The organism is Ruminococcus sp. AM31-15AC (assembly GCF_003462045.1).
Classification (GTDB): domain Bacteria; phylum Bacillota; class Clostridia; order Oscillospirales; family Ruminococcaceae; genus Hominimerdicola; species Hominimerdicola aceti.
Window position 1 is genome coordinate 1 of record NZ_QTYG01000037.1, and the last position, 17,563, is coordinate 17,563.

Below are 17,563 nucleotides of genomic sequence, written 5' to 3' on the forward strand. Positions count from 1 at the left end.
TGGATACTTCGGTTCATACGCAGCAGTGCTCCGTGAATGCTGTTCAGGTTGCAGAGAACTTCCTTGTGAAACTTTGTCAGTTCTTCATTCAAGCGAATTTTACGGTTTCCTTTGCACTTACAGCATTTTTCTTTTTGCAGACAATTACTGCAATCTTCACATTGATAAAATTCTTCTGTTCTGCCATATTTGTTTCCTCTTACAGGTCTGCTGTAAAGATAATGAAACTTTTTTCCGTTAGGACATATTGGATCGCCATCTGTATCTATCGGAAAATTTACTGCTCTGTACGGATCATCTCGATATTTTTTGTCCTTGCTTTCCTTTTCATACATAGTAAATTTCATGTATTTTTTCATGCCGTGTTCTTCACAATACAGATAATTATTAAAGCTGCCGTATCCTGCGTCTGCTACCGGATATTCAGAATATTTTTCGTATATCTGATTGAACTTTTCTATCAAAGGCTTGAAACATTCCATATCAGACGCATATTGTTTTACGTCGAATACTGCGATATATTCATCACAGACACCTAATTGGATATTGTAGCCCGGAAGAAGCTGATCGTTACCCATATAGTCCTTTTTCATACGCATAAATGTTGCGTCATGATCGGTCTTGGAGTAACTATTGCGTTCATCTCCGCATATCTTTATGTGTTCTGCATACTTTTTTAGCCTTGAAATGTATTCCGAAAGCTTGTCATAATGCCTCTGTTCAATTGTTTTATGATGTCCCCGTCCCCGAATTGCAGTTTCCGGGTCAAAGCCGCAAAGCTTTACATATTGCTGCTGTACTTGCTCTAAATACTCAATAGCATATTCTTCACGAATGCCGAATTTTACGCAGAATGACGAGATCTTTTCATTCATTTCACCAAGCAATTCTGTTATCCTTGCAAATACCTTCAGACGGTTTTTCTCACAGCTCTTTTTCCATACCCAGCTGTATTTGTTTGCGTTGGCTTCTATCTTTGTTCCGTCTATGTAAACGTGATTGAGGTCAACATTTTCCACCGTAAAAATGTAACTGTTGATATCCGCAAAGATCTCATCTATTTTTCTATTTAGGACATTGTTCATAAAATTGCCTATTGTCGAGTGGCTTGGCGGAGGATTATCCTGCAGCAGCCACATAAAACGAATATCGGTTTTGCAGAGTTTTTCTATTTTTCGCAATGATTCGTATCCGTTTTCCATAAATGCAAACAGTATTACTTTCAGCAAAGTTTCTTCTTCATATCTTGGACGGCCTATCCTGCGGTCCTCAGTCGTCAGGTATTTACTCAGGTCAATATGATTCATCACTTCACAAAATGTATATACTGGGTCAGTTGTTTCAATTATTTTTTCAATTTCCACTGGAAATTTTAATTGATATGGTGTATAATATTCTTGTGGTTGGTTATTCATGATACTTTAATTATACCACAAAAAAAGACTGCTGTCTTGCTTTTTGGCAAGATCGCAGCCTTTTTTCTTGGGGACTTTTTTTACAGCCCCTTTTTTGTTTGCCCAACTTACTTTCTGCTTACATACAATTTATTTTACAACACAAACCATGTGTAGGGTACGGCGCCCTCGACGTCCCACTTCTCGTTTGCCTGTCCAATTCTACGTTATCCGCACAACGTTCGGCATATTTTTTCAAAACACTGTACGGCACAACATTTCCGCACACGGCACGTATACACAAATTCATGAATAATCAAACCTTACCGCTTCGAGCGGGCTGTCGAGGGCGCCAGCCCCTACATTTCAGAAATAACTGTGATTTCTAAGCACGGGCGACCAAAGGTCGCCCATACGGATATTTGTGATAGAAAAAGGGGTGCAGAAGCAAAACTTCTACACCGCTTTGTTTTGTTATTTATTTAGTGCTTGTGATTTGTTCGGTTGGCTATGCCATTCCTCACTCCTCACTCCTCACTTTAACCGAGAAGTTTATCCGCGATCGTATCCAGCCAGCCGCCCTCGACTTCTTCTATCTCACCGTTATCACAAGCTTTCGCAAACTTCGGGTCTATAGGCATTTTCGCCACAGCGTCGATACCAAACTTCACTGCCGCTTCGTCCACATGGCTCTCACCGTAGATATTATGCTTCTTTCCACAATCAGGGCACTCAAAATATGACATATTCTCCACTATCCCAAGCACCGGTACTTTCATCATATCCGCCATATGCACCGCTTTCTCGACTATCATGGAAACCAATTCCTGTGGCGAAGTGACGATAACTATGCCGTCAACCTTAATGGATTGAAAAACTGTCAGTGGCACGTCGCCTGTTCCTGGTGGCATATCTATAAACATCACGTCAACGTCGTTCCATGCCACATCTGTCCAAAACTGCTTCACTGCGCCTGCGATAACAGGGCCACGCCATACAACAGGGTCAGTTTCATTTTCAAGAAGCAGATTAAGGCTCATTATCTCGATACCGGTCTTGCTCACCGCAGGGATAATGCCATACATATTGGTATTAGCTCTCTCGTGGATATTAAACGCTGTCGGTATAGACGGGCCTGTTATGTCAGCGTCCAGCACAGCAGTCTTAAAACCACGTCTTTGTGCCGTTACTGCAAGCATACTTGTCACCAAAGACTTGCCTACGCCACCCTTTCCACTCATTACTGCATATACCTTTTTCACAGAGCTCGCAGCATTAAGCTCCTCTTTCAAGCTCTTTTTATCAGAGCATTTTGAAGCACAGTTTTCGCAATCATGTGTGCAGCCTTCGCTCATAGAATCATTCCTTTCAAGGCATTTACGCCTTTATTTACTATGTTAAGTATATCACTTTGACCGTGAAAAGTCAACCAATACTGACTTTTCACCCAAAGCACTGCTGCCGCATAAAATAAAACAGCCCTGCACCTTGTAACAAAATAGATACTTTGGTATAATACCCCGATAATAAGGCAATAATAGGAACAAGCAGGAGCAAAAGCCTGCAAATCAAGCGAAAGCCATAGAATAGGAGTGTTTACAAGTGACTGTACACAGGGGCGATATATATTATGCAGATCTCAGCCCAGTGGTAGGCTCAGAGCAAGGCGGTATGCGACCGGTGCTGATAGTACAAAATGACATAGGCAATAAGCATTCACCCACAGTGATAGCAGCGGCAATAACGAGCCGCCTTGATAAAGCGAAACTGCCGACACATATAGAAGTTGGCGGTGGCACCTGCGGACTAGCGAAAGATTCCGTGGTATTGTTGGAACAGATCCGTACATTGGACAAGAAAAGGCTAAAGGAGAAAATGGGAACACTTGACGTAAGCTCCATGTCCGCAGTAAATTCGGCATTATCAATAAGCTTTGGATTAAAGCTCTAGTTTAATGAGGAATGAGGAATGGCAACGCCAAACCGAACAAATCACAATAACAAAACAAAGCGGTGTCGGAGTGAAAACTCTGCACCGCTTTTACTATCTCATTTTACAAACTCCCCCCGCAAAGAGCGCCAGCGATTTTGCAGCAATAGAACTTGCGAACAAAATGTAGGGGACGGCGCCCTCGACGTCCCGTTCGGAGAGTGTCAAGGTTTTGCTTTATCACAATTTTGTGTAGACGTACCGTGTTGCAAATGTTACGCCGTTAAGCATTTTGAAACAATACGTCGAATGTTGTGCGGATAACACAGGATTAAGCAGGCGACCAAATTTGGGACATCTAGGACGCCAGCCCCTACATTATTTCCACACAGAAAAAGGGCGGTCAAAAACCGCCCTTCTAATAGTCATATCAAACCTATCCGAGAATATCAGAGTGTAGCAATAATAATTCCTCACTCCTAACACCCAACTCCTCACTAACCATGACCCTGTGAAAAGGCAGATTGTAAGCCGCATAATCAGTTATGCCCTTGCCCTGATTAGGATTAGCCTTTGAGTAAACAGCGTCACAACAGAATAATACAACAAGTATCACGCACGCCGCAAACCTTGCCTTGAATGGTATCTTCTTCAAAAGATCATCAAAAAACGGTGCCATGATGTATATTCCTGCACAGCCTGCAAAGCCAAATATCAACGCTCCCTCAAGACATATCCTGCCATTGATGTTGCAGAAATATCCCGTGTAATCCCAATATTTCATATGCTTGAACGTTTCAAGATACCAGCTCGTTGCGTATTCGACCACCGAGCATAACCCCACAACAAGGAAAAAAGTCGCCACATGGTGGTCTATGAACCGCTTCAGCAGTATGATACCGCACACACCGCCAAAACCATATATAGGAAGCCACGGGCCAAACATGGTTCCTCGATTGACGAAAACTCCGTCCTCAACGATGTGTATGCCCACTTCCCATATCCAGCCTATAAATGCGAATATGAAAAACAGCAGTATATACGTCATGAGTGTATAGTTTCTGTGATAGTCACGGTGAACTATAGTCTTGTTGGCAAATCGGCTGAAATGCGCCTTTCTGTCTACCGCAAGACCTGGGTATTGCTCAAATTCCCGCAGATCGTCAAGCGTCAGCGCCCTCTCCATTATTCACCGCCCCCATTCTCATCATTTTCAGGCACTTTTATTGTGCATATCGGTATGCTTCTAACAATGTCCGGATTTTCGCCCTTTTGTGCAGCTTCCTCAGCCATAATCTCTTCCAGAAGGTCAAGGTCAAGCAGCTTGTCATTAAGCTCCTCATAGCCCTCTATCTTGTTCTTGATAGCCTCACGCCTTAGCTGTAAATACACCTCTGCGTCTATCGCCGTTGTATATGGGTTAGACCAGAACACTCCCACCGCACCGAACGATATGCTCGAAAGCAGTGTCCAGCCTATCATAGAAAGATCCACCTTGAAAAGCTGCCACTTGTATCCCCTAGTCATGGCGATAGAAAGCTTTATTGCCTTTCTCGTCTTGATGTTAGGGTTTTCCGCACATATGAACGGCACCATTGAATAGGCATAATGTTTTATAGGATATCCCACGATAGTAAACGCCCATAAGGTCTGATATATGCTGGTTACAAACATAGTCCTTGCGGGGTGAAGCGTTCTCTCGCGGAAAAGAAAGCCTAGTCTGCCTATCTTCGTTTTCTTGTATGTGTGATTTTCAAGGAAAAATCTTCTCTCACATACCCAAAGCACATTCACTATGAATATGGTGAACATCAACTGGAAAATAAAATACACGAATGAAACTATAGTATCCCATGTGGATTTTTTTCCTAAAACATTCATTATCGCCGTAAGCAATGAAAACTGATAGGAATTAGAGCTTGTTGCACTGTCAAAATAAACCGAAGCAGAGGCTGTAAAATTGTTGAGCCTGTCATTAAGATAGGTTTGTGCCTTTTCCTTTGCATTTCGGCTAAAAGAAAAAGCGTCTGCCAGTGCTTCCAGATTAGAAGTGTCGTTTGATGAACCAAAGAACGTGACTTCCTTTGAATTTAGTCCGTCAACTCCGTATTTTTTATAAGCGTCCAGCCACTTTTTTACAGCGTCAGGATTATCTATCTGCCACTTGTCACTGACCTGTTCTGCTGTAAGCTCATTTTTAACCATATCCTCAATGATCTCTTCCTTATCTTCGGCGTCATATTTAAGATCAGCAACGTGAGAATTATCATAGCTTGACACATTCTGCGTGGTCGAGCCATATTCTCCTGCAATAAATACCATTATGAAGCACACTGCTATGCAGGCGATATAATTTCGCTTCACCCTGCCTTTAGCCGACTGCTTTAGTTTTTTTCGGTCAAGCTTTATGACCACCGGCATATCTTCATTTTTCTTCATCTAAAACTATGCCCCCGACGGGACATATCCTCCCTTCACACATACCACTTAACAAAACACTACATAATCAACAATAAATCGACTATTTAATTATATCTTTTTTTTGTGAATATGTCAACGATTTTGAGATCAAAACAAGTTTATTTTAAGATAGTTTTAAGTTTACGTTTAAAACGCCAAACTTTTTTTGCATATTTTCATCTGCAATGTAGAAAATAACATCAAATGACGATATTCATCAATAGGAGTGATAAAATGAAAGCCACTAAGCTCATGAAAACCTCACCCTCTGTCATCTCTTTCGCAGCCATAGGCGGCAAGAAAGAAAACGAAGGACCTTTGGGCGACTATTTTGACAAAATAAACGATGATCCCTATTTCTCCACAGACAGCTTTGAAAAGGGCGAAAGTCAGCTTCAAAAGCAGGCAGTGCTTCACGCTTTGGATAAAGCCGCCCTCTCCCCCGAGGATATAGACGTGCTTTTCGGCGGTGACCTGCTAAATCAGTGTGTCGGCACTACCTATGGCGTAAGAGCCTTTGAAATGCCCTTTCTCGGCATTTACGGAGCCTGCTCCACCATGGCGGAGGGACTTCTCCTCGCCTCTCTTTTCGTTGACAACGGCCTCGCAAAAAAAGCAATGGCGGTCACATCTTCCCACTTCTGCACCGCTGAAAGACAGTACCGCTTTCCCCTCAACTACGGTGGACAGCGTACTCCCACATCTCAGTGGACAGCCACAGCCTCAGGCTCATTGGTGGTTGCCCCCTCGGACAAGCCCCCCTACATCAGGGGCTGTACTATCGGAAAAATAGTTGACCTGGGCGTGAGCGACGCCAACAACATGGGTGCAGCCATGGCTCCTGCAGCCTTTTCCACAATTAGCACATTTTTCACCGACACAGGCATGACCCCCTCCGACTTCGATTATATCGTCACAGGCGACCTTGGCAAAGTTGGAAGCCGTATTCTCTGTGAGCTTTTCGAGCGTGAAAATATAAATATCCGTGACAATCATAAAGATTGCGGCATGATGCTCTATGACTTTGACGAGCAGGATATCCACGCAGGTGGAAGCGGCTGCGGGTGTGCAGGAAGCGTTCTCTGCGGCTATTTTCTCCCGAAGCTCCGTGCAGGAGATAAAAAATATCCTCTTTGCCGCCACGGGTGCGCTAATGTCACCAACAGTAAATCAGCAAGGGGAATCTATTCCATCTATATCACATCTCGTGTGGCTGTCAGGGGAAAAAGATATGAAAGGAGCAAACTAATGGACTATCTATGGGCTTTTCTTATAGGAGGTCTTTTTTGTGCCATAGGACAGGTGCTTATGGACTTCACAAAACTGACCCCAGCACGAATACTGGTGGCATACGTCACAGGTGGCGTGCTTCTGGGTGCGCTGGGACTTTATAAGCCACTTATAGACCTCTCAGGCTGTGGCGCAACTGTCCCTCTCACGGGCTTCGGCTATCTTCTCTATAACGGTGTCCGTGAACAGATAGATAAAATAGGCTTCCTAGGCATTTTCACAGGGGGACTTACCGCCTCCGCCGCAGGCATAACTGCAGCCATGACATTCGCCTTTATCTTTTCGCTTTTCTTTAAAAGCTCAGCAAAAGAATAGTTTTATCTTGACAAACCCCAAACCCAGTGGTATTATAAAGATATGTAAATTGGGGGTGCAGAATAATGTACAAACAGATATATCCCGTCATAGGCGACGAAAAAAACCTGCCCTTTTATGTGGTAGGTCTGGGACTTGAAAGCTGGCAGTTTCCAATAAAACGTGCAGATGGCTACGAGTACCCACAAATATTTTTGTCACGTTCAGGGGAGGGCGAGGTCATAATAAACGGAGAAACCACAAAAATACCGCCCGATACTGTTTTCTATATCCCCCCATTCTGTCCACATGAGTATCATGCGCTAAGCGATGCGTGGTATCTGGATTGGATAGCCTTTTCCGGCTCACAGGTCATTCCCCTCTTGGAGCAGTGGAAGCTTAATAAGTTCACCGCCATTCAAGGTGTAGATATGGACAGATTGCGCCGTATCATAACACGCATCTATTATACTTTGAAAAGTGATAAGCTTTATGGCAATCATTACGCTTCAGCACAGCTTTACGACTTTCTTATAGAATATCGTAAAATAGCTGATAACAGGCTCTCGTCATTTTATACCGCACAATCTGTTGCCTTGGCAGACGTATTGCAGTATATTGAAGAGCATTATCCGGAGCAAATAAAGCTTAACGAGCTTGCAAAAATCGCAGGAGTATCCGAGCAGCACTTATGCAGACTTTTTAAGAAAAATTTTCAGCTCAGACCTATGGAGTATCTTGCGCAAGTGAGGGTACAGCACGCAAAGGATCTGCTTGTGTATTCCAACAAGACCATAGGCGAGATATCAGATGAAACTGGTTTTCAGGACGGATCTTATTTCTCCGTGGTATTCAAACGGTATGAAAATATGACTCCGGGAGAGTATCGGAGAATAAAGGTGTAGGCTAAGTGAGGAGTGAGGAATGGCATAGCCAAACCTAGCAAAGAGCCACTACCAAGTAGAAGAAACACAAACTAAAGCAAATAACAAAGCGGTGTGGGAGTAAAAAACTCTGCACCGCTTTTACTATCTCATTTTACAACCCCACCACGCAAAGAGCGAGGCGATTTTGCGGCGGTAGAATTTGCGAACAAAAAAAGAGCGGTCAAAACCGCCCTTTTAAAATCATATAAAACCTATTCGAGAATATCAGAGTAAAAGCAAGAATAATTCCTCACTCCTAACTCCTCACTACTTAGAAAGCAGCTTCTTTATTCTCTCCATAGCCTCAACAGTTCTGTCCTTGTCACCAAAAGCAGTAAGTCTGAACCAGCCTTCGCCGTTCTTGCCAAAACCTGCGCCAGGTGTGCCAACAACATTTGCATTCTCAAGAAGATAATCAAAGAACTCCCATGAACCCATGTTGTTAGGGCACTTGAGCCAAATGTATGGCGAGTTCTTGCCGCCTGTGTACTTGATACCAAGCTCGTCAAGTGTGGAAGCCATTACCTTTGCGTTGTTCTGATAGTATTCAATGTTTGCTCTTGTCTGTTTCTGACCCTCCTCAGTGAATACAGCCGCAGCAGCACACTGAACAGGATATGATACACCGTTGAACTTTGAGCCTTCACGTCTGCCCCAAAGCTGAGCGATAGATACTTCACTGCCGTCAGATGCCTTAACAACAAGCTCGTGTGGGATAACTGTATATCCGCATCTCATACCTGTGAAGCCTGCTGTCTTTGAAAGTGAGCACATCTCGATAGCACATTCCTTTGCACCCTCAACAGCAAAAATACTTCTTGGTACGTCCTTTTCTGTAATGAATGCCTCGTATGCAGAATCGTAAATGATGATAGCGTTGTTCTTCTTTGCATAGTCTATCCAAACTTTAAGCTGCTCCTTAGTGTAAACAGAACCCGTTGGATTGTTAGGTGAGCAAAGATAAATAATGTCGCACTTTACGTTCTCGTCAGGCATAGCCGCAAAGTTGTTCTCCTCGTTTGAATCAGCATAAATTACCTTTCTGCCGTTCATAAGGTTCGTGTCAACATAAACAGGATATGCAGGGTCTGTAATAAGCACTACATTGTCGTCACCGAAAATGTCAACAATGTTACCGCAGTCAGACTTTGCACCGTCGTTTATCCTGATGTCGTCAGCAGGAATGTCAACGCCGAAACTCTTGTAGTAGCCTGCAACAGCCTCTTTCAGGAAGTCATATCCTGCACCGCTGTCCTCATAGCCCTTGAATGTTTCCTTGACGCCCATTTCGTCAGCGCCCTTTTTCATTGCCTCAACAACGCACTTTGCGATAGGCTGAGTAACGTCGCCGATACCCATTCTGATGATGTCCGCCTCAGGGTGTGCCTCAGTGAAGGCCTTTACCTTCTTGGCAATGTTTATAAAAAGATAATTCTTTTCCAGCTTGAGAAAATTTTCGTTTATACTTGGCATAATTCCAACTCCTTTTCATTTTTGCGACCCGAAGTTTCACGGGTCAAACTTATAAAACGCACACAGCCGCAAAGCACATTCAAAACGCTCTGCGGCTGCCGCTTTTTTAACGCAGTGTCCGCTGCGAAATTTACATTACGATGTGACCTGAGAATACTGTTACAGCGTCGCCTGTAAGATATACAGCCTCGTCTGTGTATCTTATCTTAAGAGTGCCTCCCTTAAGTATAACAGATATTTCCTCGTCCTTTTTGCAGAATCCGTTAAGAACAGCCGCAACTGCTGCTGCACAAGCACCGGTGCCGCAAGCCCAAGTTTCGCCGGAGCCTCTCTCCCATACTCTCATCTTGAGTGTGTGGTCGTCGATCACCTTGATGAACTCAGCGTTCACTCTCTCAGGGAATATCTTGTCATGCTCGAACTCAGGACCTACCTTGTCAATGTCAAGGCTGTCAACATTGTTCATGAATACAACGGCGTGTGGGTTGCCCATTGAAACGCAGGTGATGTTGTAGTCATTTCCTGCAATGTTCACCTTTCTGTCAACTACCCTGCCGTTCTCATCAGGCTCAAGTTCAACAGGAACAAGGTGAGGAGCAAGAATAGCCTTGCCCATGTTTACAGTAGCACCGCTTACCTCACCGTAGTGACGGATAAGTGAAACTGTCATGATACCCGAAAGTGTTTCGATAGTCATTTCGTCCTTGTCAACAATGCCGTTATCTCTCATGAACTTAGCAACGCATCTGATACCGTTTCCGCACATCTTGCCCTCAGAACCGTCAAGATTGAACATTCTCATCTTAGCGTCTGCGACCTTTGAACGGCAAATAAGGATAACACCGTCACCGCCGATACCGAAGTGTCTGTCAGACAGATTGAGTGCCAGACCCTCAGGATTGTCTATTCTCTGGTCAAAGCAGTTGAAGTAGATATAGTCATTGCCGCAGCCCTGCATCTTTGTGAACTCAAATGTCTGCTTTTCAGTTCTCATGTTGTTTATATCAACTATCTCAGTAGTTGACTCAGTGTATTTACTTCTGATAGATGCCGCAATAGCGTTTGCAGTGTCGATAGAAGTCAGACAAGGAATATTCCACTCAACTGTCTTTCTTCTTATCTTAACAGAATCTCTTGTAGGTATCCTGCCCTTTGAAGAAGTGGAGATAACATAAGCTATCTTACCGCTCTCGATAAGTGTGAGAGTGTTATTGTCCTCGTTCTCGTGTATCTTAGCCACTACCTCAGCGTCGATGCCATGCTCGTGAAGCACCTTAGCAGTGCCGTTTGTAGCATATATCTTAAATCCAAGGTCAGCGAACATCTTAGCTGTCTGTGGTATCTCGCCCTTGTCAGAATCTCTGACAGTGATGAATACTCCGCCTTTCTTGCCAAGCTTGTAGCCAGCAGCAGTAAGGCCCTTATACAGTGACTCTTCAAGAGAATTAGAAACTGCAAGTACCTCACCTGTTGACTTCATCTCAGGTCCAAGGTGGTTGTCAACGCCGATAAGCTTCTCGAATGAGAATACAGGAACTTTAACGGCAACATATGGTGAATTTCTGTAAAGACCAGTGCCATAGCCCATGTCCTTGAGCTTTTCGCCAAGCATACACTTAGTTGCAAGGTCTACCATAGGAACGCCCGTTACCTTAGAGATATAAGGGATAGTTCTTGAAGAACGTGGGTTTACCTCGATAACATATATCTCGTCATGGTATGCGATATACTGAATGTTTACAAGACCCTTAGTGTTAAGAGCGATAGCAAGTTTCTTTGAGCATTCGATAATTCTGTTTATCAGGCTGTCAGAAACGTTCCATGCAGGATAAACCGCAATAGAGTCGCCTGAGTGGATACCTGTTCTCTCGATATGCTCCATGATACCAGGGATAAGGATATCCTCGCCGTCACAGATAGCGTCTATCTCAAGCTCAGTACCCATAAGATACTTGTCTATAAGTACAGGATTCTCGATTCCCTGGTCGAGAATGATAGCCATGTATTCCTTGATATCATCATCATTGAATGCGATTATCATGTTCTGTCCGCCGAGAACGTAAGAAGGTCTCATAAGAACAGGATAGTGTATCTTATTTGCAACCTCGAGAGCCTCGTCACAAGTCATGACAGTGAAGCCCTGCGGTCTTTTTATCTTAAGCTGTTCAAGCAGCTCGTCAAATCTCTCTCTGTCCTCAGCAGCGTCGATAGCGTCAGGAGGAGTACCAAGAATGTTTACACCATGTTCAGCCATATGCTTTGTGAGCTTGATAGCAGTCTGTCCGCCGAACGCCACAACAACGCCAACAGGCTTTTCAACTCTGATGATGTTCATAACATCCTCGTCAGTAAGAGGCTCGAAATAAAGTCTGTCAGCAGTGTCAAAGTCAGTTGAAACAGTTTCAGGGTTGTTGTTTACGATAACAACGTCATAGCCCTTTTCTTTGAGCGCCCATACGCAGTGAACTGACGCATAGTCGAACTCGATACCCTGACCTATTCTGATAGGACCTGAACCGAATACTATAACAGTCTTTCTGTCATGACCCCTGTTTGCAATGAACTCGCTTGCCTCGTCCTCGTTGTCATATGTTGAGTAGAAGTAAGGTGTCATAGCCGCAAACTCAGCCGCACAGGTATCAACCATTTTAAATACAGCATGAACAGGCTTTTCTATCTTCTTGCCTGTTATCTTCTCGATGACCTTATCAGTATAGCCTATCTTCTTAGCTTCAAGATAAGTTTCCTCGTTGAAGTTATTTTTGAGCGTCTTTTCCATGTCGATAAGCTTGCAAAGCTTATTGAGGAACCACTCGTCTATCTTAGTGATGCTGTGTATCTCATCAACAGAAACTCCACGTCTGAGAGCCTCGTATACAACGAAAAGTCTTTCGTCTGTGCAGTCAGAAAGTCTGTCATGGATAGTCTTGTCATCAAGGTCAAGCATCTTAGGTGAGATAAGGCAGTCATGACCTATCTCAGCACCTCTTACAGCCTTCATTATAGCCTGCTCAAAAGTTGAGCCAATTGCCATAACTTCACCTGTAGCCTTCATCTGTGTACCAAGCTCACGCTTAGCATAAACGAACTTGTCGAAAGGCCACTTAGGGAGCTTAACAACAACATAGTCAAGGGCAGGCTCAAAGCAAGCATAAGTCTTGCCTGTTACAGCATTCTTTATCTCGTCAAGAGTATATCCGATAGCTATCTGAGCTGCGACCTTAGCGATAGGATAACCTGTCGCCTTAGAAGCAAGTGCGGAAGAACGTGAAACTCTAGGGTTTACCTCGATAACAGCATACTCGAAGCTATCAGGGTTAAGAGCAAACTGACAGTTACAGCCACCCTCTACTTTAAGAGTATCGATTATCTTCAAAGCTGCGGAACGGAGCATCTGATATTCCTTATCAGCCAGCGTAACAGCAGGAGCGATAACGATAGAGTCACCTGTGTGAACACCAACAGGGTCAAAGTTCTCCATTGAGCAAACAGTGATAACGTTGCCCTTAGCGTCTCTCATTACCTCGAACTCTATCTCTTTCCAGCCTGCGATACATTTCTCAACAAGCACCTGAGTGATAGGTGAAAGATAAAGACCATTTCTTGTGATCTCTTTCAGTTCTTCTTCATCATTAACGATTCCTCCGCCAGTACCGCCAAGGGTAAAAGCAGGTCTGATGATAAGAGGATAACCGATACCAGGCTGATTAGCGAAGTCTACAGCGTCCTCAACAGTGTTAACGACCTTTGAAGGGATACATGGCTGACCGATAGACTCCATAGTGTCCTTGAACATCTGTCTGTCCTCAGCCTTGTCGATAGTTTCAGGGTTAGCACCAAGAAGCTTAACATTATACTTGTCAAGGAAGCCCTCCTTAGCAAGCTGCATAGAAAGCGTAAGACCCGTCTGACCGCCAAGGGTAGAAAGCAGGCTGTCAGGACGTTCTTTTTTGATAACTCTCTTAACAGTTTCAAGAGTAAGCGGCTCAATGTATATCTTGTCAGCCATAGCATTGTCCGTCATGATAGTAGCAGGGTTAGAGTTTATAAGAATAACCTCCAGACCCTCCTGCTTGAGCGCACGGCAAGCCTGTGTACCTGCATAGTCAAACTCTGCAGCCTGACCTATAACGATAGGACCCGAGCCGATAACGAGAACTCGCTTTATATCTTTATTTAAAGGCACTTAAATTCAATCCTTTCTGAAAAGTTTAGGGAAACGCTGAAAGTGAGGAGTGAGGAGTGAGGAGTTATCCCTTCTCACACTCTCGAAAACCGCACCCAGCAGCCCTCTGTGTTAAAGCTTAACGACCTCAGTAAAACATAATGTAGGGGCGAACAGCGTTCGCCCGTTCACTATCACGACCGCCCCATATAAAAGCCGCTCGAATAATGAACACTACAATAGTCATGTCAAACACATTCCGTCAGCCACGGGCGAACACTGTTCGCCCCTACTGTTGCAGAAACTGAGATCAATAATTTCTATACTTCAAAAAAATCAGAGCTTATTTCTTGTTAGTGTCAATGAGCTCAATAAACTCATCAAACAAGAAGTCAGTATCATGCGGACCACCACAAGCCTCTGGGTGGAACTGTACAGAAAATGCAGGCTCGTTGAGATATCTGATACCCTCACAAGTGCCGTCATTGGCATTTACATAAAGCACCTTTGCTTCACCCTCAGGGAGCGAATCGTTCTCTACTGCATATCCATGGTTCTGTGATGTTATATAAACTCTGCCTGTTTCAGTGTTCTCAGCTGGCTGGTTCGCACCTCTGTGACCATACTTCAGCTTGTGTGTCATCGCACCATGTGCAAGCGCCAAAAGCTGATGTCCAAGACAAATTCCAAAAGTAGGTATCTTCATCTCAGAAAGCTTTTTAAGCTCCTCGATTATCTCCACATTCTCCGCAGGATCTCCAGGGCCGTTTGAAAGCATTATGCCGTCAGGTGCAAGCTCCTTTATCCTCTCTGCCTTTGTGTATGCAGGAACAACAGTTACCTCGCAGCCTCTCTTGACAAGCTCTCTTCCAATGTTGTGCTTTGCACCAAAATCGTAAAGCACTACCTTTCTCTTGACCTCGCCATCAGGCTCGAATGTTTTCTCCTCCGAGCAAGTCGTGTTCTTTACAGCCTCAACTATCGTGTAGTTCTTCAGATCTGTCAAGCCGAAGCTTGAACCCTCAGGAACGATCTTTCCGTTCATAACACCCGACTCACGAACTATTTTTGTGAGCTGACGAGTGTCGATACCGTAAAGACCTACGATGTTATGCTGCTTTAAAAAAGTGTCAAGATCACCCTCACAACGGAAGTTGCTAGGCTCTTGACACCAATCTCTAACAATATAAGCTTTAACATGAGGACATTCACTTTCAAAATCCTCAGGAATAACGCCATAGTTACCAATTAACGGAAATGTCTGAACAACTATCTGTCCGTAGTAACTAGGGTCAGTAAGTGTTTCGAGATAGCCTGTCATAGCCGTAGTAAAAACAATTTCGCCAATAGCTTCGCCAGCTGCGCCGAAACTTTTACCCTCGAAAATAGTACCGTTCTCCAAAATCAGATACGCCTTCTGCACTATAAGCTCCTCCTTTTTCACGCAAATTTTTACGATTACTATTATAACACAACCGCCTGCCTTTGTAAAGGCTTTTAACACTTTTTTTAGTTTTTATTTTTCAGTGTAAAATAAAAAACGAGCAGACTAAAGTCCACTCGTAAAAACCTTATTCCGCAGCCGCAGATACAGCCCCGCTTTTCTGTTCACGTTCTCTGAAAATAAGTCCGAAGACGAACCTCACTATAGGGCCTGCAAAGAAAAGCTGCCAGCAAAGAGCCATAGGAAAGTTCATAGCCGTTGTTTCTAACCATACAGCAATAACTTCTCTGCCTGCGTCCTTAAAAAGAAGCGTAGCCGCAAGGCTCATGAGTGGGCACATAAAAATAACAGAGATAACAGATATGGCAAGCACAAGATGAAAAGGATTATCCTTTCTCACATCAACAATGCTGAAAGCCTTTTTCTTTGCTATCTTTCCCACAGCAAAAAAGTCAAGAACAAAAGCTATCGGAGCCATTATCACAAGCTCGTGAAAAGCCTTGAGAAATACGGCATTTGACATTCCGCCCATGTTGAGTGCAATGTTGTAGCATATCATGGCGTATACCATCACAAACACCATCAGCACCGTAAAAACTATCTCCTGAAACAAATTCTTTGGCATAAAAAATCCTCCTTATGATATCAAACCTACAGCCCTTTCGCAGACGCTGTGTTGTTCGTTATCATTCAGAGAATGTGCGTTTCCAATATAAACCTGTCCTAACAATATTCTATTGCTGTATTCCTTACTCATTCATTTTACCATATTTTAAGCCTGCCGTCAATTATCCAAATATGCAGAATATTTTCAAAAACTTGTCGAGAAAAATATATACTTTTACACAAAAAACGAGCAGACCAAAGTCCACTCGTCTAAAATACTATTTTCTCTTTTTCAACGCCGCTTTAAGCCCTCTCATGATAACATCTCTCGCCTTAACAGCGTCCTCCTTGTCAAGAGGCGGCGTGTCACCAAGAGGATAATCTATACCGAGCTGCTCATACTTTACCTTGCCCATAGTGTGATAAGGCAGAACGTCAAGCGCTTTCAAAGTCTTGAGCTGTGAGATAAACTCACCCAGCCTGAAAAGATATTCTTCCTTGTCCGTGATACCCGGCACAACAACATGACGTATCCATATAGGCACACCATGCTCCGACAAAAACTTCGCAAACGCAAGAATGTTGTCATTGTAATGCCCCGTAAGCTTCTTGTGTTCCTCACGGTCAATATGCTTGATATCCAGCATAACAAGGTCAGTGCATTTGCAAAGCCTTTCAAACTTTTCCGTGCTGTCAGGCGTAAAAGTGATGCCCGAGCTGTCAAGACAAGTGTGTATCCCATTTTCCTTAGCCTTTTCAAAAAGCTCCGTCACAAAGTCTATCTGTACCAAAGGCTCACCGCCCGTGCAGGTAATTCCGCCGTTTTTCATGAACTCTTTTACCGAGTCATATTCCGCCAGCAGACTTTCAACCGTTCTCTTTGTACCCGTGCCTATCTTCCAAGTATCAGGATTGTGGCAGTAAAGACATCTCATAGGACAGCCCTGAAAGAAAATAACAAACCTTATCCCCGGTCCATCCACCGTACCAAAGCTTTCCGTAGAATGTATAAATCCCTCCATGGGATATCCCTCCTTTTTTATTTCGCATGAACGCACGCCCGTTCAGCCTGCACAAACCATTCTGTAGGGGACGACGCCCTCGACGTCCCGTTTCTGCTCGCTCACAAATTTATATCACCGCACACCTATCCACAAAAAGTAACAAACGAGCGGCAGCTCTCATCCACATAAAACAAGATGTTCCATGTAAGACGACGCCGACCGCCCGTGTGCATATTATCCGCAAAGAAAACCATTCTATGCGGCAAAGCTCAAATTAAAGGCTCTTGTGGAACGTTCTTGAAATAACGTCGTCCTGCTGCTCCTTAGTAAGCTTTACGAAGTTTACAGCGTAGCCTGAAACTCTGATAGTGAGCTGTGGATACTTCTCAGGGTGAGCCTGAGCGTCCAGAAGAGTTTCTCTGTTAAGTACATTTACATTAAGGTGATGACCGCCTTTTTCAGCATATCCGTCAAGAAGTCCGATAAGGTTGTCTACCTGTGCCTCTGTTGGTTCAAAGTTTGCCATAGTATTACTTTCCTTTCTTAGTATTTATGGAAAACAAGTGGAGAACGAACCT

13 protein-coding genes and 1 pseudogene are annotated in these 17,563 nt (G+C 43.8%); 4 read left to right on the plus strand and 10 right to left on the minus strand.

Features of this window, described 5'->3' with window-relative positions; translation table 11 throughout:
* A partial coding sequence (locus tag DW793_RS10395) for a transposase (protein ID WP_181988344.1) occupies positions 1–1,229 on the minus strand: 1,229 nt, incomplete at its 3' end.
* A 704-nt stretch (positions 1,230–1,933) separates the two neighbouring features.
* Complete coding sequence (locus DW793_RS10400) at positions 1,934–2,749, minus strand: Mrp/NBP35 family ATP-binding protein (RefSeq protein ID WP_046439988.1); 816 nt, start codon at positions 2,747–2,749, stop codon at positions 1,934–1,936.
* Between the two features lie 247 nt (positions 2,750–2,996).
* Between DW793_RS10400 and DW793_RS10405 the strand changes: the two genes are divergently transcribed.
* Positions 2,997–3,344: a type II toxin-antitoxin system PemK/MazF family toxin gene (locus tag DW793_RS10405; protein WP_022287405.1), complete on the plus strand. Its 348-nt coding sequence runs from the start codon at positions 2,997–2,999 to the stop codon at positions 3,342–3,344.
* Between the two features lie 415 nt (positions 3,345–3,759).
* Here DW793_RS10405 and DW793_RS10410 read toward each other — a convergent pair whose 3' ends face one another.
* Positions 3,760–4,509, minus strand: coding sequence for a putative ABC transporter permease (locus tag DW793_RS10410; RefSeq protein ID WP_118158005.1), 750 nt, complete (start codon positions 4,507–4,509; stop codon positions 3,760–3,762).
* Positions 4,509–5,762: a DUF975 family protein gene (locus DW793_RS10415; protein ID WP_118158007.1), complete on the minus strand. Its 1,254-nt coding sequence runs from the start codon at positions 5,760–5,762 to the stop codon at positions 4,509–4,511. The genes DW793_RS10410 and DW793_RS10415 overlap by 1 nt, the downstream gene beginning before the upstream one ends.
* A 273-nt stretch (positions 5,763–6,035) precedes the next feature.
* On the opposite strand from DW793_RS10415, the pseudogene DW793_RS10420 reads away from it, so the two are divergent.
* The 3 genes and pseudogenes from DW793_RS10420 to DW793_RS10430 all read left to right on the plus strand — a co-directional run bounded on the left by DW793_RS10420 (position 6,036) and on the right by DW793_RS10430 (position 8,272).
* Positions 6,036–7,032 (plus strand): annotated as a pseudogene (locus tag DW793_RS10420) (stage V sporulation protein AD).
* Complete coding sequence (spoVAE, locus tag DW793_RS10425) at positions 7,032–7,388, plus strand: stage V sporulation protein AE (protein ID WP_041337154.1); 357 nt, start codon at positions 7,032–7,034, stop codon at positions 7,386–7,388. Before DW793_RS10420 ends, spoVAE begins: the two are co-directional and overlap by 1 nt.
* Before the next feature lie 65 nt (positions 7,389–7,453).
* Complete coding sequence (locus DW793_RS10430) at positions 7,454–8,272, plus strand: AraC family transcriptional regulator (protein ID WP_051706839.1); 819 nt, start codon at positions 7,454–7,456, stop codon at positions 8,270–8,272.
* Positions 8,273–8,560: 288 nt separating this feature from the next.
* Here DW793_RS10430 and DW793_RS10435 read toward each other — a convergent pair whose 3' ends face one another.
* The 6 genes from DW793_RS10435 to grcA3 all read right to left on the minus strand — a co-directional run bounded on the left by DW793_RS10435 (position 8,561) and on the right by grcA3 (position 17,511).
* The gene (locus tag DW793_RS10435; protein WP_041337153.1) at positions 8,561–9,766 is read right to left on the minus strand and encodes an LL-diaminopimelate aminotransferase; all 1,206 of its coding nucleotides are present in this window, start codon (positions 9,764–9,766) and stop codon (positions 8,561–8,563) included.
* Positions 9,767–9,896: 130 nt separating this feature from the next.
* Positions 9,897–13,952 (minus strand): carbamoyl-phosphate synthase large subunit, encoded by a 4,056-nt coding sequence (gene carB, locus DW793_RS10440; protein ID WP_117926969.1) that lies wholly within the window; start codon positions 13,950–13,952, stop codon positions 9,897–9,899.
* 322 nt (positions 13,953–14,274) lie between these two features.
* Positions 14,275–15,357, minus strand: coding sequence for a carbamoyl phosphate synthase small subunit (locus tag DW793_RS10445; RefSeq protein ID WP_118158024.1), 1,083 nt, complete (start codon positions 15,355–15,357; stop codon positions 14,275–14,277).
* A 145-nt stretch (positions 15,358–15,502) separates the two neighbouring features.
* On the minus strand, positions 15,503–16,000 hold the full coding sequence (locus DW793_RS10450; protein ID WP_117856607.1) for a DUF2798 domain-containing protein: 498 nt from the start codon (positions 15,998–16,000) through the stop codon (positions 15,503–15,505).
* A 259-nt stretch (positions 16,001–16,259) separates the two neighbouring features.
* Positions 16,260–17,003 (minus strand): pyruvate formate-lyase-activating protein, encoded by a 744-nt coding sequence (pflA, locus tag DW793_RS10455; protein ID WP_118158009.1) that lies wholly within the window; start codon positions 17,001–17,003, stop codon positions 16,260–16,262.
* Between the two features lie 256 nt (positions 17,004–17,259).
* Positions 17,260–17,511 (minus strand): autonomous glycyl radical cofactor GrcA3, encoded by a 252-nt coding sequence (grcA3, locus tag DW793_RS10460; RefSeq protein WP_022287416.1) that lies wholly within the window; start codon positions 17,509–17,511, stop codon positions 17,260–17,262.
* Positions 17,512–17,563 lie beyond the last annotated feature (52 nt).